We start from the raw sequence: 18,381 nt of genomic DNA on the forward strand, positions 1-18,381 counted from the left end.
CGCGGAACTCGCTTCAGCGATCCTGGATTCGGACGGGTTGGATGAAGGTCTCCTCCTCGTCGGTGAGCAGGAACACGGTGGCGGCGAAATCCAGCATGTGCTGCTCGTCGGGACCCACCTCCGCCTGATAGTCGGGATCGGCCACCATCGCCCAGAAGTCGTCGACGGAGCGGAACCACTGCACGGCCAGACCGTCGAAGGACTGTCCGTCGAAGCCGGCGTCACCGATGCCGGTTCCGTCGCGCTCGTAGTCGTCGTCGAGACGGTGATTCTGCTCGTACCGCAGGACGTAGCGGTTGGCGGCCTCCGAGTCGCGGATCAGTGGACCGTGGTGTTCGCGCCAGTGTCGGTGGAACTCCTCTCGGCTCAGCGCCGGATTCCGCTTCACGAGTGCGATCAGCTTGATCATCAGAGCTGGTGCTCCTTGCTCGGGTGACACGACGGCTGTCACTGTGTCATGTCCCGCACCGTCCGCGCGCCGTCGACGGGTGGTTCGGAGATCTGTGCAACCGTGTCGAATCCGTCGGGAGGGCAGCCGTGCTGTTGGAGGACAAGGTGGCAATCGTGACGGGCGTGGGCCCGGGTCTCGGTCAGGCCACCGCTGTGGCGTTCGCTCGCGAGGGTGCCGCGGTGGCGCTCGCTGCACGAAGCGACGAGCGTCTCGTCGACGTCGCGACCGAGATCGAAGGTTTCGGCGGTCGCTCGCTCCCGGTGCCGACCGACGTCACTGATCCCGACGCGTGCCGACGGCTCGTGGAATCGACGGTCGCCGAGTTCGGCGCTCTCGACTGCGTCGTCAACTCGGCCTTCATGCCCGATCTCTACGGCCCGTTCGAACAGGTCGACCTGAAGATCTGGCGCGACATCATGGAGGTGACCCTGTTCGGCGCGTTGCACGTCACTCAGGCGGCGATCCCGAGTCTGAAGAAGCGGGACGGGGCGTCGATCGTGAACGTCGGTTCGATGAGCGCCCGCAAGATCCGGGGGGACGAGGGTGGATACGCCACGTCGAAGGGTGCGTTGCACACCGCCACCCAGGTCCTGGCTCGGGAACTCGCCCCCGAGGGGATTCGCGTGAACACGGTGGTGCCCGGTTGGATATGGGGACCGGGGGTCCAGTTCTACGTGAGCTGGCAGGCGGAGAACCGCGATGTCCCCGAATCGGAGATCATCGCCGAGATCGAGGCGGGGATCCCCCTCGGGTTCATCTCGCCTCAGGACGATGTCGCGCAGGCCATCGTGTTCTTCGCCTCCGACATGTCGCGGGTGATCACCGGTCAGGCCCTCGACGTGAACGGCGGGGAGTACTTCGGGTGATCGACAACGGCGAATGGAGCGACCGCGTCGTCGTGGTGACCGGCGCAGCCTCCGGACTGGGTCGCGCCTGCGCCGTCGAGTTCGCGCGCCACGGCTCAGCAGTCGTCGTCGTGGCGGATCTCGACCGTGACGGCGCGGCCGAAACGGTGGAGATGATCGAGGGGGAAGGGGCGACAGGCCACGCCATTGCCACGGACGTGACCGACGATGCCGCGGTGGAGGCCATGGTGGGGGAGTGCACCCGCCGGTTCGGGAGGCTCGATGCCGCCGTGAACAATGCCGGAACCACGGGGCCGGGCGGCAACGTGGGCGACTATCCCCTCGACGAGTGGCGCCGGGTGCTCGATCTCAACCTCACGGGTGTCTTCAGTTGCCTGCGTCACGAGATCCCCCCGATGGTCGACGCCGGTGCCGGCGCCATCGTCAACATGGCATCGGGTGCGGGCATTCTCGGGTTTCCGGGACTCCCGGCCTACGTGGCGAGCAAGCACGGTGTCGTCGGTCTCACCAAGGCGGCAGCGCTCGAGTACGTGGGTGCGGGCGTGCGCGTCAACGCCGTGTGTCCGGGAAGTGTGCCGACACCGATGCTCGAATCGTACCTGGCGGGTGACGAGACGATGGAGAAGATGCTCACGATGGCGGTCCCCATGGGCCGACTCGGTACGCCCGAGGAGATTGCCGCCGCCACGGTGTGGCTCTGCTCCGATGCTGCCTCCTACGTCGTCGGCCACGCCCTTCCGGTCGACGGCGGCACGAACGTCTGGTGAGTCACGCCCTACCATCAGAGAGGCGCTGAAGGCCCCGAGGAGGAGCGATCGATGTTCCAGTTGTCCGACGAACAGCTGATGGTGCGTGACGCCGTCCGCAAGTTCGTGGAGACCGAGATCCGGCCACGCCGCGAGGAGCTGGAGTTCGGCGACTGCGCTCCCTACGACGTGCTGCGGGAGTTCTTTCGGACCTTCGGCATGGACGCCCTCGCGCGTGACCAGTTCAAGAAGCGCATCGAGGTGCAGCGCGAGCGCGAAGAGGCCGAGGCGCGCGGCGACGAGGTCCCCGAGAAGCCGGGGCGCTCGTCGGACAAGGACCCGGCCCTGTCGCTGATCCCCGTTGTCGAGCTGTCGAGATGCTCGCCCGGGCTCGTCACGGCCCTCGGTGTGAGCACCGGGCTCGCTGCCGGCACGATCATGTCGAAGGGGACCATCGAGCAGAAGGAGCGGTGGGGGCTCGACCTCCTCACACTCGACAAGATCGGAGCCTGGGCCATCACCGAACCGGGGTCCGGCTCCGACGCCTTCGGGGGCATGAAGTCGACGGCCGTTCGAGATGGCGACGAGTACATCCTCAACGGCTCCAAGACCTTCATCACCAACGGCCCCTTCGCCGACACCACCGTCTTCATCTGCAAGCTCGACGAGGGCAACGCACCCGAGGACCGCAAGATCCTCAACTTCGTCCTCGACCGCGGCATGCCGGGGTTCGAGCAGACCAAACCGCTGCGCAAGATGGGCCTGCACTCCTCGCCGACGGGTGAGTTGTTCCTCACCGACGTGCGTGTGGGTGCCGACCGGCTGCTCGGCGGAACCGAGGGTTCGAAGGGCTCCGGGCGCGAGGGTGCCAAGGAGAACTTCATCATCGAACGCAGCGGGGTCGCGTGTATGGCGCTCGGGCTGATCGAACGGTGCCTCGAGCTGTCCGTCGACTACGCCCGGGACCGCGTGCAGTTCGGGAAGCGAATCGGCGACTACCAGTTGATCCAGCTCAAGCTGGCGAAGATGGAGGTCGCGCGCCTCAACGTCACGAACCTCGTGTACCGCACCATCGAGATGCGCGCGGCCGGTGAGGACATGACCCTCGCGGAGGCGTCGGCGATGAAGCTCTATGCCGCGCAGTCGGCCACCGAGGTGGCGCTGGAGGCCGTGCAGCTCTTCGGTGGCAACGGCTACATGGCCGAGTACGAGGTCGAGCAACTGGCCCGCGACTCCAAGGTGCTCCAGATCTACGCCGGTACCGACGAGATGCAGATCCGCCACATCGCCATCGACCTGCTGTCACGGGAGGAGACCGCATGAACCCGACCGTCGACGAGGTCCGCAGCGAGCTACGCGCCTGGATCGACGACAACTGGGATCCCGACCTCACGGTCGAGCAGTGGTGGGCGCGGCTCGCCGACAGCGGCTGGGCGGTCCCGACGTGGCCCGAGGAGTGGTTGGGGAAGGGGCTCCCGCAGAACATGGCGGCCGTCGTGCGTGACGAGCTCGCCGACGAAGGGGCGATCGGCGCGCCCGCCGGGCTCGGGTTCCTCCTCGCCGGCCCGACGATCCTCGTGCACGGCACCGACGAGCAACGGGAGCGCTATCTGCGCCCGATCGTCGCCGGCACGGAGGGGTGGTGCCAGCTCTTCAGCGAGCCCGGTGCCGGCTCCGACCTGGCGAGCCTCCAGTGCCGGGCCGAGCGCGACGGCGACGAGTGGGTCGTCACGGGCCAGAAGGTGTGGACGTCGTTCGGGCACCAGGCCGACCTCGGAATGCTCATCGCCCGCACAGACCCCGACCTCCCCAAGCACCAGGGGATCTCGTACTTCGCCCTCCCGATGGATCAGCCCGGCGTCGACGTCCGGCCGCTGCGAGAGATGACCGGTCATGCCATGTTCAACGAGGTGTTCCTCGACGAGGCCCGCGTGCTCGACAGCGCGCGTATCGGCGGGCTCGGCGAGGGTTGGCGGGTCGCCAACACGACGCTCGCTGCCGAGCGCTCCGGTCTCGGAACGGGAGGCAGCGGCGGCGGTGGTGGTGCCATGGCCGGCCGCAAGGCGGGAATGCTCGACGTCCGCGCAGGAGACCTCGTGTCGCGCCGTCCGAAGGGCACGAATGCAGAAGCAGGGCGTGGCGCCGCTCCGCTCATCGCGCTCGCCCGAGAACTGGGTCGCGCGAACGATCCGGTCCTGCGCCAGGAGCTCGCCCACCTCCACATCCTCAACGAGGTCGGACGGATGTCGTCCGAACGCGCCAAAGGTGCCCGGCGGGCGGGTCGAGAGGTCGCCGGTGCCGGCAACATCGCCAAGCTCACGATGAGCCAGGTGACCCGCCTGACGCGCGAGGTCGGACTGTCCGTGCTCGGGTCCGACGGGATGATCATGGGTCCCGCCACACCGGGTGGCGGCGGGATCCAGGAGGGTGCGCTCTACAGCCCAGCCGTGTCGATCTACGGCGGGAGTGACGAGATCCAGCGGAACATCATCGGGGAGCGGGTGCTCGGCCTGCCCAAGGAGCCCGGCCCCGACAAGAACACTCCGTTTCGCGAGCTCCTGCTGCCCACCTGACGCCCGCGGTGCCCGTCGAGCCACCGCCGAGCCCCTGGGAGTTCCCGGCCGTCGACACTGCCGACGACGCCGGAGTCCTCGCTGCCGGCGCCGATCTCGAGCCCGGCACGCTCCTGGTCGCCTACCGACGTGGCATCTTCCCGATGCGCCTCGGAGAGGGCGGGCCGCTCGGATGGTGGTCGCCCGATCCGCGAGGGGTGCTTCCCCTCGACGGCCTGAAGGTGTCGCGGTCGCTGCGTCGCTCGGTCCGACGCTTCACGACGACCGTCGACACGGCCTTCGAGGACGTCATGCGCGGATGCGCCGACCGGCGCCGAGGCTCCGGTGGTTGGATCGACGACTCCTTCGTCGACGCCTACGTCATGCTCCACCGCATGGGGTGGGCGCACAGTGTCGAGACACGCAACGCGTCCGGAGCTCTGGTCGGCGGCCTGTACGGCGTCGGTATCGGGGGCTTCTTCGCGGGGGAGTCGATGTTCCACCGGGAGTCGGATGCCTCGAAGGTGGCGTTGACGGCGCTCGTGGGGATCCTCCGGACCGGCGGTGCCGAGCTGCTCGATGTGCAGTGGCGCACCGATCACCTCGCCACCCTCGGCGCCGTGGAGATCAGCCGCTCCGAGTACCTGCGCCGCCTGGCCTCTGCTCTGGAGCGTCCCGACGTGTGGGAGAGCGTCGCCTCAACTCCCTGAGGCGGCCGCGCGCGAGCCGTGCGCGTCGATCTCCATCCTCGGGAGGAACCTGTCGAGCCAGTGGGGGATCCACCAGCCGGCACGCCCGTAGACGGTCATGAGTGCCGGCATCACGGCGAGCACGATGAGGGCGTCGAAGAGAACCGCGACGGCCAGACCGAGCCCGAACATCTTGATGGTGACGTTCTCGTTGAGCACGAACGAACCGAACACGGTGAACATGATGAGCGCGGCGCTCACGATCACGCGACTCGCTCCGCCGAGCCCGAAGATCACCGACTCCTTGGGGTCGCTGCTGCGGGTGAACTCCTCGCGCACGCCGCTGAGGAAGAAGACCTGATAATCCATCGACAGCCCGAAGAGGATCGCGAAGAGCATCAGTGGCACGAACGACACGATGGGCACGCTCTGGTCGACACCGATGAGGCTCGACAGGACGTTCTTCTCGAAGACGGCGGTGATGACCCCGTAGGCCGCCACGACCGACACCAGGTTGAGGAGGCTCGCGGAGAGTGCCACCAGCACCGAGCGGAAGACCACGAGCATCAGAAGGAAGCACAGGCCCATCACGGCGCCGATGAAGAGGGGCAGCCTGCTCTGGATGCGGGCGCCGAGGTCGATGTACTCGGCGGTGATGCCACCCACGTACGCCTTCGCGCCGGTGCCCTTCGTGGCGTCGGGGATCGTCGTGTCGCGCAGCGTCGCGACAAGCGTGTTCGTCTCGTTCGAATCCGGCGCCGAGGTCGGGACGGCGACCACGACGGCGGCCTTCGAGGTGTCCTTGTCGGAGTCGCTGTACTGGACCGGGAGGGTCTCCTCGACGCCGTGGGTGCCGGCGACGGCGTTCTTGACGGCCTCGGCCTCCTTCTCGCCGTCCGAGCCGCTGAGCCGGATGGCGACGAGCAGCGGCCCGTTGGCTCCCGCTCCGAAGCCCTTCGTGATCGTGTCGTAGGCCTGGCGCTGGGTGCTGCTCTCGGGCGCCGTGCCGTCGTCGGTCTGACCCAGCCGCATGTCGGTCGTGGGGACGGCGAGTGCCAACAGCACGAAAAGGATGGGAGCGAACAGGAGCCACGGGCGCTTCACGACGAACGACGCGTACCGGCTGGGGTCGTGAGTCTCGTCGGCGGCGGTCGCGGTGACGCGCGGCCGGGGACCGATCCCCGGAATATGCCAGCGGAGGACGCCGCTTCCCGCCAGGCCCATCAGGGCGGGGAGGAGTGTGAGCGCGGCGATCATCATGACGAGGACCACCAGGGCGGCCGAGACGCCGAGGACTCCGACGTACGGGATACCCGAGAGGAAGAGGCCGCAGAGGGCGATGATGACGGTCGTGCCCGCGAACAGCACCGCCTGCCCGGCGGTCGCGACGGCGGTCCCGATGGAGTCGAGCATCCCCGTGCCGTCCTCCAGGTTGCGCTTGTGGCGCATCAGGATGAACAGCGAGTAGTCGATACCGACCCCGAGGCCGATCATCGTCCCCAGCGTCGGAGCAACGGTCCCGATGTCGAAGGCGGCCGACGCGATCGCCAGGGTCCCGATACCCGTGCCCAGCCCGATCAGCGCTGTGGCGACGGGCAGTCCCATGGCGATGACCGACCCGAGCGCGAACAGCAGGATCACGATCGCGAAGGCGAGGCCGATCTCGTCGGCGTTGCCGGCGGCCGGTGGGTTGTCGATGTCGGCGACCTCGCCACCGAACGCGATCGTGAGATCGTCGGAGTCGGCGACAGCCGCCGTGGCGAACTCCAGCTGGTCGAGGGCCTTGGTCGTGAGGTCCTGGATCTGCTGGTCGTACTGGACCTGGGCCAGCCCGATCCTGTCCTTGAAGTCGCCGTCGGGTGCCGCCGTGAGCGTCGGGGTGGCGACGACGTGGTCGAGCTTCCCGACCTCGGCCAGTGCGCTGTCGATCGTCGTCTTGTTGTCGCCGGATGTGACGGTCCCGGACTCCGCCTCGATCACGATCTGGGCGGAGGCGTTGTTCTGCGCGGGGAAGTCGGCTTCGAGCAGATCGATCGCCTTCTGGGAGCCGGCTCCGGGAATCGTGAAGTTGTCGCTGTAGTCGCCCGAGGCGGCCTTGGCGCCGACTCCGATCCCGACGAGCAGGAGGAGCCAGAGGCCGAGCACCACCCAGTGGTGGCGGGCCGCGCCGCGACCGAGCCGTTCGAGGAACCGAGCCATCACACCTCCCTGGGGCCGTTGACGATGCAGCGTAAGCGGTGGCGGCCGCGTGGCCGCGCCAATCCCCGTCGGTGCCGGGACCGCCGACCTCTGGCATCATGGCGCCCACAGCCGCCGCGGTGACGTCGACGGTCGCTCGCGTGAGCAGGAAGGAACGGCGGATGAAGCTCGGACTACAGCTCGGGTACTGGGGTGCGCAGCCGCCCGTGGGAGTCGACGAACAGATCGCCGAGGCCGAGCGGCTCGGCTACGACTCGGTCTGGACCGCGGAGGCATGGGGCTCCGACGCTCTCACACCACTGGCGTGGTGGGGCAGCGCCACGAGCACGGTGAAGCTGGGAACGTCCATCATCCAGCTGTCGGCCCGCACACCGGCCGCCACCGCCATGGCGGCCATCACCATGGACCACCTCTCGGGTGGGCGCTTCATCCTCGGGCTCGGCGCATCCGGCCCCCAGGTCGTGGAGGGCTGGTACGGCGACGACTACTCGAAGCCGCTGGCACGCACTCGCGAGTACGTCCATATCATCCGCCGAATCGTCGCCCGCGACGAGAAGGTCGAGTTCCACGGTGACCACTACGACATGCCGCTCACCGGCGGGACCGGGCTCGGGAAACCTCTGCGCTCGATCGTGCACCCGCTACGCAACGACATCCCCATCTACCTCGCCGCCGAGGGGCCGAAGAACGTGGCGCTCTCCGCGGAGATCGCCGACGGCTGGATGGCCCTGTTCTTCAACCCCAGCGACGACTCCTTCTACCGGGATGCCCTCGACGAGGGGTTCTCCCGGCCGGGTGCGCGCCGGACGGCCGCCGACTTCGAGGTCGCGTGCACCGTGCCGATCATCATTCACGACGACACGGAGGTCGCCGCCGACGCGTACCGGCCCATGCTGGCCCTCTACATCGGGGGGATGGGGGCCAAGGGCCAGAACTTCCACACGGAGGTCTTCGCGCGCATGGGCTACGAGGCCGAGGCGCACAAGATCCAGGAGCTCTACCTCGACGGCCGCAAGGACGAGGCGACGGCCGCCGTGCCCACCCGACTCGTCGAGGACGTGGCGCTCGTCGGGCCGAAGGACAAGATCCGGGCCGAGATGGACCGCTGGCGCGAGTCGGTGGTCACGACGTTCCTCGTGTACGGCGACGTCCCGACACTGCGGAACATCGCCGACGTCGTGCTCGGGTAATTCGGGCCTACTTCCCGCTCTACGTGCTTCGCACGAGGCCGCTGGGCCCCGCCTCGGGCGTCGCAGGGTACCTGCGCCGCTGATCCTCGGCTTCGATCTGCCGCTCTCGGCGGCTGCGCCGCCAGGCCGCTGGGCCCCGCCTCGGGCGTCGCAGGGTACCTGCGCCGCTGATCCTCGGCTTAGTCGCGGACGGTGGGTTCGTCGTCGCCGCGCTCGATCACGATGGCCGTACCGATCTCGACCTCGTCGGTGCCGGCGTCGTCGCCGCCACGGACCGTCGGCTCGTCGTCGCCGCGTTCGATCACGATCGCGTCGCCGATCTCCACCTCGACCTCGGGGTCGTCACCGCGGGCGCCGCCACCACCGGTCGCGCCGACATCCATGCACCCCACGAGCCCGGCGGTCATGATCAGGCCGGCTGCGGGGGCCACGAGCCGACGCCGCAGGATGAGGCGACGCATCGACGCCGCCTCGTCGCGTGTGCAGTCCATGATGTCCATGAGCCGCGTCTCGATCACGTCGGGCTCGTGGCCGAGAGCGTCGGCCAACGCCGCGAGATCCTCCTCGCGCAGCGGCAGCGGGCGGTCCGGAGGCGTGTTGCGGAGTTCGTAGACGGCGTTCAGGTACTCGCGCAACACGGCGGTCATGTCCCGGTCCGGGTCCCCGACGGCGCGGACGGTGCTTCCGAGCCGGAGGAGGGCATTGTCGACGTCGACCTCCACGGCGCGGCGGGGTGGCAGCAGGTCCTCGACGTCGACCCGGTAGACCTCGGCGAGCTTCACGAGATCGGAGTCGGTAATCCGTGAGCGTCCGAGCTCGTACGCCTTGAGCCGGTGGCCGTCGAGACCGGACTCGTTGGCGACGGTCCGTCGCGACAGGCAGACTGCCCGCCTGTAGGCGGCGAGGACCGCACCCACGCGCTCGTCGGGGAGTCCCTCGGTGTAGGTGTAGCCGCGAGCGGGTTCGCCCGCCTCCGGGTCGGCTCTCTCCATGCCTGACAGTTCGGCACTCTCTGCACGCACCTGAAGGGTTTTCGCGCTCTGGGCGTCCGGATCGGCTCACCGACCTGCCGGTACCCTAGGTTCTTCGACGCCCGGTACCGCCGTGAACGCCACCTCCGAGGAGCCACCATGCCCGAGCCCGTGATCGTTGCCGCCACCCGGAGCCCCATCGGGCGTGCGTTCAAGGGATCGCTCGTCGACCTGCGTGCCGACGACCTGGCCGCCACGATCGTCGGCGCCGCGCTCGACCAGGTACCCGAGCTCGACCGCAACGAGGTCGACGACCTGATGCTCGGGTGCGGCCTACCGGGCGGTGAGCAGGGGTTCAACATGGGCCGCATCGTCGCCATTCTCGCTGACATGCCCGACGTTCCCGGCACCACGATCACCCGGTACTGCTCCTCGTCGCTGCAGACCATTCGGATGGCCGCCCACGCCATCACGGCCGGAGAAGGTGACGCCTTCGTGGCCGCAGGTGTCGAGTGCGTCAGCCGCTTCGGTGCCGGCAACTCCGACAGCCTCCCCGACACGCAGAACCCGAAGTTCGCCGACGCCCAGCTCCGCTCTCTCCAGCGCTCCGAGGGCGACCAACCGTCGTGGGAGCCCCTTGAAGGTCTTCCCGACGCCTACATCGCGATGGGACAGACCGCCGAGAACGTCGCGGAGTTCGAGAACGTGTCGCGTGAGGCCATGGACGAGTTTGCCGCCCGCTCACAGCAGCGTGCGGTCGAGGCGCAGAAGAACGGCTTCTTCGAGCGGGAGATCACACCTGTCACGACACCCGACGGAACCCTCGTCAGCGCCGACGACGGTCCGCGGCCCGACACGACGGTCGAGAAGCTGGCCGAACTCAAGCCCGTGTTCCGACCGGACGGAAAGATCACGGCCGGCAACGCCTGCCCGCTCAACGACGGGGCCGCCGCCGTGGTGGTCATGTCCGACACCCGTGCCAGGGACCTCGGGATCACGCCGATCGCCCGTGTCGTGTCGAGCGGCGTGAGCGCCCTCAACCCCGAGATCATGGGGCTCGGCCCCATCGGCGCCAGCCGTCAGGCCCTGGAGCGTGCGGGGATGACCATCGACGACGTCGACCGGGTCGAGATCAACGAGGCCTTCGCCGCCCAGGTCCTCCCGTCGGCCGAGGCTCTCGGCATCGACATCGACACGCTCAACGTCAACGGCGGCGCCATTGCCCTCGGGCACCCCTTCGGCATGACGGGTGCTCGCATCATGTCGACGCTGCTGAACGGCCTCGAAGACTCCGACACCACCGTCGGCCTCGAGACGATGTGCGTGGGCGGCGGACAGGGAATGGCGATGATCGTGGAACGGATGTCCTGACCGCGATTTCTCTGCCTCGCCTCGGGCTAACCGGGTAATTCCTGTTCGAGGGTGAGGACCTCCGCGTGGAGGTCGTCGTGCTCCTCCGCTCGCTCCAGGACCTCCGCCGTCTCGAGGCCCAGAGCGGTCGGCCCCGACGACGCGCGGTCTTCGAGTTCGTCCCAGGTGAGTGGTGCCGACACGGTGGGCCGCTCGCGGCCGCGCAACGAGTAGACGCTCACGGTCGTCTTGTGGCGGGCGTTCTGGCTCCAGTCGACGAAGACCTTCCCGCGTCGCGCGGAGCGGTCCATGTCGACGACCACATCGGAGCGACGCTTCGCCAGGACCTGCCCGACCGCGAGCGCGAACTCCCGCGTCGTGTCGTGGTCGGCGCCGGTCCCGGCCGGGGCGTTCAGCGGAACTGCGATGTGGAGGCCCTTGCTCCCCGATGTCTTCACGAAGCCGACGAGGCCGGCGGCGTCGAGAACGGCCCGGAGATCGAACGCCACCTGCGCGCAGTCGGTGATGTCGGCCGGCGCACCCGGGTCGAGGTCGAACACGACCTGGGTCGGCGTGCTGGGATCGTCGGCGAGCGCCAGCGGAGCGTGGAGCTCGAGGGCGGCGAGGTTGGCGGCCCACACGAGTGCCGCCGGCTCGTCGAACACGCAGGCCGTATAGCTCTTCGCGTCGTCGCTGCGCCCCACGTGGGTCGTCGTGATCCAGTCGGGGCGGTGGCCGGGGCAGCGCTTCTCGAAGAACGACTCACCGTCGACACCGTCGGGGAAGCGCACCATCGTGATCGGGCGACCCGTCAGATGCGGGACCATCACGGGCGCGATCGCCGCGTAATAGGCGATGACGTCGGCCTTCGTGAACCCGGTGGTGGGGTACATCACCTTGTCGAGGTTGCCGACCGTGAGGTGCCGACCTCCGTGATTCACGCGAACCGTTCCCGCCACTACGCTGACGCTAGCAACGCCGAGAAGGGGCAGAGAAGGGAACGGGTGTGGCCACCATCTGGTCGGGGGCGATCAGCTTCGGGCTCGTGACCGTCCCGGTGAAGCTCACGCCGGCGACGCAGTCGAAGGACGTGTCGTTCAACCAGCTCGACCGCGAGTCGGGCTCGCGCGTCCGCTACAAGAAGATGGCGGAGTCCACGGGCGAGGTGGTCGACCAGAGCCGCATCGTGAAGGGCTATGAGCTCACCCCCGGTCAGTACGTGGTCGTCGAGCCCGACGAGCTGAAGGCGATGGCGCCGAAGTCCTCGCGCAGCATCGAGATCGAGCAGTTCGTCGACCTCGAGGAGATCGACCCGCTCCTGTTCGACACGCCCTACTACCTCCAGCCCGATCCCAACACGTTGAAGCCCTACAAGCTCCTCGTCGAGGCGATGGCGGACACCAACAAGGTGGCCATCGGCCGCATCGTCCTGCGTACCAAGGAGAGCCTCGCGGCGATCCGATCACTCGACGGCATGCTGGTGATCGAGACGATGCGCTACGCCGACGAGGTGCTGCCCCGCGAGCTCCCGGGCGACATCGACGCCCTCGAGGTCACGAAGAAGGAACGGGTCATGGCGACGCAGCTCATCGAGTCGCTCACCGAGACGTGGGACCCCGACGCGTTCGACGACACGTACCGCGAGGAGTTGCTGGCCCTGATCGAGAAGAAGGCGGCGGGTGAGGAGATCGTGGCCGCGCCCGTGGCGGATGAGACGGCCGAGATCGTCGACCTGGCCCGGGCGCTCGAGAGGAGCCTCGACGAGGCCGAGCAGAAGGGCAAGCGCTCAGCCTGACACGGTCGACCCGTTCGACGTGCGGCGTGGCACCGCTATCTCTCGATGATCTCGGACCGGAGTTCGGCCTTTTCCTCGCCGGTGGCGATCCGTCCCGTCGTGGCGAGCTCGAGCACCGGCGTACCGAAGCCCCGACCGCCGATCCGACCCTTGCCACGAGGGGATCGTCTTGTGCAGTCCTGTGGCAGCCTTGAACCCGCCCCTTGACCGCGTCCATGCTGCCACCTTTCGTCGATGCCCTCCGAGCCTACGGGCGCCAGGCCGCGAGCGTCTCCAGGGAGATGAGAACGTTTCGCGCCCTGTCGGGCAACGCAGGGGTCTCGGCGCCGAAGTGAGGTTCGCCCGGGCGCCAGGCACGGTCGGGATCGACGAGTGCGCGGGCTGCGGTTGCGGGATCGCCGGGGAGGTCGCGGCCGATGGCCTCTTCGACGAACCGGACCAGCGTGTCGGGTGCGGTGGCGACCACCGAGCTCACGACGAGAACGCTGCGCTCGGGGCGGCGGACGAGTGCCTCCACGATCGCCTCGTTGTAGAAGCTCCAGATGTCGAGCGCTCGTGCCGAGATCTCGGGGGCGAACCCCAGGCGCTCCATCGACTCCTGGACGCCGCGGGGGTGCCGGTACACGAACACACGGGCGGCGTCGGGGAGGACTCGTTCCCACTGTTCCAGCAGGAGCGTTGTCCGCGGCTCCTTCCACCCCCACGCCGCTACTCCTGCGCCCAGGTGGTCGCGTCGACGCTGAGCGTAGCCCCGGAGCACGGATTCGGTGCGCTCGGGCGGCGCGAAGCGCTCAGCGGGTGTCCAACCCCAGTCGGGCCAGCCGCCGGCGTCGTGGGGGGCACTTGCCTCCGCGACGAGGCGTCGCTGGATCTCGAGAATCTCGGTGTCTTCGCCGTAGCCGGTCGGGTTGCCGTCGTCGCCGGGGAGCAGCGCATCGCCGATGGAGACGCCCATGGCCTGGAGGAAGAGCGCGAGGAGCGACGTGTGGGAACGGTGCATCCCCGTGATCAGCAGAGCGGGCGGTGCGGGCTCGTTCACGGCGTGGTGCCACGCGCCGGGGAATCGTGCGGGATCTCGACGTCGAGGAGGCCGGCGACGGGCACCGACGTCCGTTCGCCATTGGGGAGCTCGAGCCGGATCGCGAGCTTGCCGCGTGCCCACCCGAGGAACACGCCGGTGAGCGGGTCGGGGTCCTCGGTGACGACCGAGACGCCTTGGTGACGGCGCCGCTCGAGGCGTTCGTCCCAGCCGTAGCGGACGCGACCGAAGCCGTCGACCCGCCCGACAGCGCCCACCTTGACGCCATGGTCGCGATAGGAGCGGGCCAACGCGTTGGCGCGGGGTGTGCCCGTGAACTCGGCGGTGGCGTCGAGGAGAACACGCGTGAAGGTCGGGCCGTGGTCGGCGACGCCGATCGTGCCGTCGAGGGCCCAGTGCGTCATCTCGTGGAGGAGGACGCCCAGGAGGCGGTACCGGCGGGGGAGCGTGATGCTGGGCTCCGGCTCCGGGCGGTAGAAGGCGCGGCGCGCACCGTTGCCCGGCCGGAGTCGCGGGAGTCGGCCGTCGGTGAGGTCGGGGAACCGGTCTGCCCACCACGTACTTGCCGCGACCCGTTCCATCTCATCGCCGCAGGCCGCGAGCGCACTCAGGTTCGTGTCGGTGACCGCCGACTCGGCTCGATAGACCCGGCTTCGCTGTGAGTCGCGTGGAGTCGGCGGCCGATCGATCGCGGGGGTCGGTGGCGTGGGTGCTGCGTCGAGCCCGAGGCCGGGGTCCAGCCGTAGCTGGAACGCGTGGACGGCGGAGGCGGGAGGCCGGTCCTTCATGGGACGCACGCTAGCGACGACGTGTGACGGCCACCGACAGGGTGGGTACTACGCTCCTGCGCCATGGCCGGCTCGCTGCACCGTCTCGCCGCCGCCGCCGTGCACGGCCTGTGGGGCGCCGCCGCCCGCTACGGGGCCATCGACAGCGGAACCCGTCGGGCCGGCCGCTTTGCCGCCTTCGGGTCGGGCACCCGGATCTGCTTCCCGGCGACCAGCCTGATGGGCGAGCAGTGGATCGAGCTCGGACGCGACACCCTGATCGCCGAAAACGTGACCCTGTCGGCGGGCATGAGCCCGAGCCACGTTCCCGAGAACCAGCCCCTGCTCAGGGTCGGCGACCGCTGCGTGTTCGGGCGGGGAACCGGGATCGTGGCCGACTGGGGGATCGAGATCGGCAACGACGTGTGGACCGGCCACTACGTCTACGTGACCGATCACAACCACGGCTACGAGGACCTCGGCACGCCCCCGGGGCTCCAGATCGGGCGTCACGAGAGGGTCCGCATCCTCGACGGCGCCTGGTTGGGGCACGGCACGGTCGTGCTCCCCGGTGTGACTGTCGGGCGCCACGCCGTCGTCGGTGCCGGCTCGATCGTGACATCCGACCTGCCCGACTTCTGTGTCGCGGCCGGGAACCCCGCCCGTGTCCTTCGCCAGCACGTGACCGGTGAGGGCTGGGTGCGCCCCTTCGCCGCACCGGGTCGCGAACCGGGCCACCCCCGCCGGCCGTCCGTGTCCCGGTCGAACCCGTTGGTGTGATTACATTTCGCCCGTCGCCCGACGGCGGCCCTGCCGCGGCGACCCGCACCGGCAGACGACCCAGCACGGGCAGAGACGTGTGAGACGGGGGACCCGAAGCGGCCATGAGTGACGACGCTGATGGTGGAGTCGACGGCGGAATCGACCGTGGAGCCGACACCGGAACCGCCCATCCGTGGGACCTGAGCGGCGACGCCGCTGAGCCGGTCGAGGCCGAGATGGTCGGCTCCGGCTGGGACGCCGACGAGTACGCCGACGAGTACGTCGACACGGAACCGGAACGCACCGACGGCGGCGCGATTGCCGCGCTCGTGCTCGCCATCGCCTCGTACGTGCTGCTCCCTCTCATCGGGTCCGTGGTGGCCCTCTTCCTGGCCGCGGGGGCTGAGCAGAGGATCAGCGTCTCGGGTGGCGCACTCGGCGGCTCGGGACTGGTCACAGCGGCCAAGGTGCTCGCCTGGGTGAACCTGGCCCTTCTCGCCGTGGCGGCGCTCGCCGTCCTGGTCGTCCTGCTGGTCAGGTCCGCTGACGTCCCACTCGACCTCGACAAGGCCGAGGAGACGATGACCGAGAACCTCCAGGGCAACAACCCGGGAGTCTCGGTCGAACGTGTGACCTGCCCCAACGACGTCGTCGTGGAGAAGGGCGGGCAGTTCACCTGCTCGACAGTGATCGACGGGCAGGACCTCGAGATCACCGTCACACAGACGGACGACCAGGGGAAAGTGGACTTCTCCTTCTCCGACGCCGTCGTCCCTGTCGACGACATCGAGAGCTTCCTCGTCGAGGAGTACCGGAAGCAGGGCACACGTGCCGTTGCGTTCTGCGCCGAGGAGGGCCAACAGGTGCTGGTCACACCGAAGGGCTCCACGATCGAGTGCCTCGTGCAGATCCCGGACGGCGACGGCACGACGGCGGTCGTCACCGTGAAGGAGGACGGCAGCCTCACGATCGACTTCGGGGCCCAGGCCGAGGAGCCCGCCGAGGGCTGACGGTGCTCACCGTCGGCGTCGACGCTCAGGTCGACGCCACGAACTCGGCGACCACGCGTGCCAGCTCCGGCCCCCTGTCCTCCTGGAGGAAGTGCCCGCCGCCCTGGATCGTCGTGTGCGCCTGACCCCGGGCACCCGGGATCTCCGCCTGGAAGACGATGTCTCCGCCCCTGGTGATCGGATCGCCGTCGCTGAAGGCCGTGAGGAAGGGCTTCTCCCAGCGCCGCAGCACTTCCCAGGCCTCCAGGTTGGCGTCGCGGGCCGGATCGTCGGTCGATGCGGGTACCAGCACCGGGAACTGGCGGGCGCCCTCCTTGTACGACTCGTCGGGGAACGGCGCGTCGTAGGCGGCGATCACGTCGGCCGGGAGGTCCGTCGTCGTTCCGGTGTTCACGATGTCGCCGACGCGCAGAGTTTCGACCGCCTGCGAGAAGTCGCGCCAACTCCGGAACGCCCTGCCCGGATCGATGTCTCCGGTGGGCAGGAACGTGTTGGCCGCCACGACCCGGGCGAACAGGTCAGGTCTCTCGGCGACCAGGCGGAGCCCGATCAGGCCACCCCAGTCCTGGCAGACCAACGTGACGTCGGTGAGGCCGAGTCGGGCGAGGGCGGAGCCCGTCCAGTCGACATGACGCTGGTAGGTGTAGTCGGACCGTCGCGTCGGCTTGTCGGACCGACCGAAACCGACGAGGTCGACGGCCACCGCGCGAAGCCCGGCCTCCACGAGGACCGGGATCATGTGCCGGTACAGGTACGACCACGTCGGCTCGCCGTGCAGGAGGAGAACGGCGGGGGCGCCGGCGTCACCCTCGTCGAGGTGGTGAACCCGAATCGTCGCGCCGTCACCGCTGTCGACCTCCACGTAGTGCGGTTCGAACCGGTAGTCAGGCAGGTTCTGGAACCGCTCGTCGGGTGTCCGCAGGAGTTCCACGTGTTCCTTTCCTGGCGGGCGCGTGCCGGCGCTGTCGATCCGGCGTCGCGTCCGCCTCAGCTGTCGGGCCAGACCCAGTCCCGGATGCGCTCCCGCTCGGAGCCGGCAGGCCGCGACGGCGCCGCGGCCGGGGCAGGGCCCGCCGGCGACGGTGCGGGAGCCGGGGGCGGGGAGCCCACCCGGCCCGGCGACGGGGCTGCGGGCTCCGACCGGGTCGTCCGACGGAGCGCGCGTGCGCCGAGGACACAGCCCCCACCCACGACGGTGAGGACCATCGCCGGTATCACGAGGCCCCAGGCGAAGGCGCGCCACGTCCGGATACCGACCTCGGGCCAACCGCTCCCGAGCACGAGGAGCAGCAGAGACGGAACGACGACCGCGACGAGGAGCTGGACCGCGGCGAGCACGAGGGCGAACCTGCCGATCCGGCGGAGGGTGACCGCCCGGTGCGGTGTCGTCGCGAGCCCGGACGCGAGGAGTCCGACGGCGGCGACCGCGCCGAGGATCATGACGAGGGTCACGACCGTCGTGACCCACGACAGGTCGGGCGGGTCGACGGTCGTCAGCGGCACATCCAGCCGTGTTCCGGGCGGGACCTGGGCGGCGAGTGCCGGGTCGACACTGGCCAGCCCGTTGGTGGAGGCCGCGCCGACGGCGCCGCTGTCGAGGACGAGGGGTGCGTCGGAGCCGGCGAACACGTTCTCGTGCAGGGTCACGAGGGCCGACGAGAAGGCGGCGACGAACTGTGGATCCTCGATCGTGGCGTCCGTGGCGTCGTCGAAACCGGGCGTCTCGGTGCCTGCGGGGAGGAGCGGGGCGATCTCGTCCTCCAGGTTGCCGGCGACGGCATCGCGGACCTCCTCGGCACCGAGCAGCTCCTCGGCGGAATCGGCGAGCCGGTCGGCGTCGAGCACCGTGACGCGTACAACGAGAGCGCTCCAGGCGATCGTCGCCGCGAGGAGGCCCAGACCGACCAACGAAGCTCCCGCGGAGCGCCGGAGCCTGCTCACGATGTGCTCACCGACGGGACGGTAGCGCCCCGACGACCGGTGCTCCCCGGGTC

18 protein-coding genes are annotated in these 18,381 nt (G+C 69.3%); 10 read left to right on the forward strand and 8 right to left on the reverse strand.

What is annotated here, in order from left to right:
* Nucleotides 1-13: 13 nt before the first annotated feature.
* The gene (locus tag R3A49_01140; protein MEZ5169335.1) at nt 14-409 is read right to left on the reverse strand and encodes an EthD domain-containing protein; all 396 of its coding nucleotides are present in this window, start codon (nt 407-409) and stop codon (nt 14-16) included.
* 128 nt (nt 410-537) lie between these two features.
* Here R3A49_01140 and R3A49_01145 point away from each other — a divergent pair, with 128 nt between their 5' ends.
* Genes R3A49_01145 through aat form a run of 5 tightly spaced genes read left to right on the forward strand, consistent with a single transcriptional unit; the run spans nt 538 to nt 5,325 of the window.
* Nucleotides 538-1,317, forward strand: coding sequence for an SDR family oxidoreductase (locus tag R3A49_01145; protein ID MEZ5169336.1), 780 nt, complete (start codon nt 538-540; stop codon nt 1,315-1,317).
* Nucleotides 1,317-2,084: a 3-oxoacyl-ACP reductase FabG gene (gene fabG, locus R3A49_01150; GenBank protein MEZ5169337.1), complete on the forward strand. Its 768-nt coding sequence runs from the start codon at nt 1,317-1,319 to the stop codon at nt 2,082-2,084. The genes R3A49_01145 and fabG overlap by 1 nt, the downstream gene beginning before the upstream one ends.
* Before the next feature lie 51 nt (nt 2,085-2,135).
* The gene (locus R3A49_01155) at nt 2,136-3,386 is read left to right on the forward strand and encodes an acyl-CoA dehydrogenase family protein (protein ID MEZ5169338.1); all 1,251 of its coding nucleotides are present in this window, start codon (nt 2,136-2,138) and stop codon (nt 3,384-3,386) included.
* A complete protein-coding gene (locus R3A49_01160) occupies nt 3,383-4,636 on the forward strand; it encodes an acyl-CoA dehydrogenase family protein (protein ID MEZ5169339.1) in 1,254 nt (417 codons plus the stop codon). The genes R3A49_01155 and R3A49_01160 overlap by 4 nt, the downstream gene beginning before the upstream one ends.
* Nucleotides 4,637-4,644: 8 nt before the next feature.
* Nucleotides 4,645-5,325, forward strand: a complete 681-nt coding sequence (gene aat / locus R3A49_01165) for a leucyl/phenylalanyl-tRNA--protein transferase (protein ID MEZ5169340.1) — start codon at nt 4,645-4,647, stop codon at nt 5,323-5,325.
* Here the strand turns inward: aat and R3A49_01170 are convergent.
* Nucleotides 5,314-7,503, reverse strand: a complete 2,190-nt coding sequence (locus R3A49_01170) for an MMPL family transporter (protein MEZ5169341.1) — start codon at nt 7,501-7,503, stop codon at nt 5,314-5,316. The two genes, aat and R3A49_01170, sit on opposite strands and share 12 nt — an antisense overlap.
* A 161-nt stretch (nt 7,504-7,664) precedes the next feature.
* Here R3A49_01170 and R3A49_01175 point away from each other — a divergent pair, with 161 nt between their 5' ends.
* Nucleotides 7,665-8,693 carry an LLM class F420-dependent oxidoreductase gene (locus R3A49_01175; GenBank protein MEZ5169342.1) on the forward strand — a complete coding sequence of 343 codons (1,029 nt, stop codon included), beginning with the start codon at nt 7,665-7,667 and terminating at the stop codon, nt 8,691-8,693.
* 179 nt (nt 8,694-8,872) lie between these two features.
* On the opposite strand, the gene R3A49_01180 is transcribed toward R3A49_01175, so the two are convergent.
* Nucleotides 8,873-9,685, reverse strand: a complete 813-nt coding sequence (locus R3A49_01180) for a helix-turn-helix transcriptional regulator (protein ID MEZ5169343.1) — start codon at nt 9,683-9,685, stop codon at nt 8,873-8,875.
* Between the two features lie 138 nt (nt 9,686-9,823).
* On the opposite strand from R3A49_01180, the gene R3A49_01185 reads away from it, so the two are divergent.
* Complete coding sequence (locus R3A49_01185; protein ID MEZ5169344.1) at nt 9,824-11,035, forward strand: acetyl-CoA C-acetyltransferase; 1,212 nt, start codon at nt 9,824-9,826, stop codon at nt 11,033-11,035.
* A gap of 26 nt (nt 11,036-11,061) precedes the next feature.
* On the opposite strand, the gene ligD is transcribed toward R3A49_01185, so the two are convergent.
* Nucleotides 11,062-11,973: a non-homologous end-joining DNA ligase gene (ligD, locus tag R3A49_01190; GenBank protein ID MEZ5169345.1), complete on the reverse strand. Its 912-nt coding sequence runs from the start codon at nt 11,971-11,973 to the stop codon at nt 11,062-11,064.
* 47 nt (nt 11,974-12,020) lie between these two features.
* On the opposite strand from ligD, the gene R3A49_01195 reads away from it, so the two are divergent.
* The gene (locus R3A49_01195) at nt 12,021-12,809 is read left to right on the forward strand and encodes a Ku protein (protein MEZ5169346.1); all 789 of its coding nucleotides are present in this window, start codon (nt 12,021-12,023) and stop codon (nt 12,807-12,809) included.
* 247 nt (nt 12,810-13,056) lie between these two features.
* On the opposite strand, the gene R3A49_01200 is transcribed toward R3A49_01195, so the two are convergent.
* Together R3A49_01200 and R3A49_01205 are read right to left on the reverse strand one after the other, a co-directional pair.
* On the reverse strand, nt 13,057-13,848 hold the full coding sequence (locus R3A49_01200) for a hypothetical protein (GenBank protein MEZ5169347.1): 792 nt from the start codon (nt 13,846-13,848) through the stop codon (nt 13,057-13,059).
* Nucleotides 13,845-14,636, reverse strand: a complete 792-nt coding sequence (locus tag R3A49_01205) for a hypothetical protein (protein ID MEZ5169348.1) — start codon at nt 14,634-14,636, stop codon at nt 13,845-13,847. The genes R3A49_01200 and R3A49_01205 overlap by 4 nt, the downstream gene beginning before the upstream one ends.
* A 63-nt stretch (nt 14,637-14,699) precedes the next feature.
* Here R3A49_01205 and R3A49_01210 point away from each other — a divergent pair, with 63 nt between their 5' ends.
* The gene (locus tag R3A49_01210; GenBank protein ID MEZ5169349.1) at nt 14,700-15,395 is read left to right on the forward strand and encodes an acyltransferase; all 696 of its coding nucleotides are present in this window, start codon (nt 14,700-14,702) and stop codon (nt 15,393-15,395) included.
* A gap of 104 nt (nt 15,396-15,499) precedes the next feature.
* Nucleotides 15,500-16,387 carry a DUF4333 domain-containing protein gene (locus R3A49_01215; GenBank protein MEZ5169350.1) on the forward strand — a complete coding sequence of 296 codons (888 nt, stop codon included), beginning with the start codon at nt 15,500-15,502 and terminating at the stop codon, nt 16,385-16,387.
* Between the two features lie 25 nt (nt 16,388-16,412).
* Here R3A49_01215 and R3A49_01220 read toward each other — a convergent pair whose 3' ends face one another.
* Both R3A49_01220 and R3A49_01225 read right to left on the reverse strand, forming a co-directional pair.
* On the reverse strand, nt 16,413-17,318 hold the full coding sequence (locus tag R3A49_01220) for a haloalkane dehalogenase (GenBank protein ID MEZ5169351.1): 906 nt from the start codon (nt 17,316-17,318) through the stop codon (nt 16,413-16,415).
* A gap of 56 nt (nt 17,319-17,374) precedes the next feature.
* Nucleotides 17,375-18,328: a hypothetical protein gene (locus R3A49_01225; GenBank protein ID MEZ5169352.1), complete on the reverse strand. Its 954-nt coding sequence runs from the start codon at nt 18,326-18,328 to the stop codon at nt 17,375-17,377.
* Nucleotides 18,329-18,381 lie beyond the last annotated feature (53 nt).

Source organism: Acidimicrobiia bacterium, from assembly GCA_041394025.1.
Classification (GTDB): domain Bacteria; phylum Actinomycetota; class Acidimicrobiia; order IMCC26256; family JAOSJL01; genus JAOSJL01.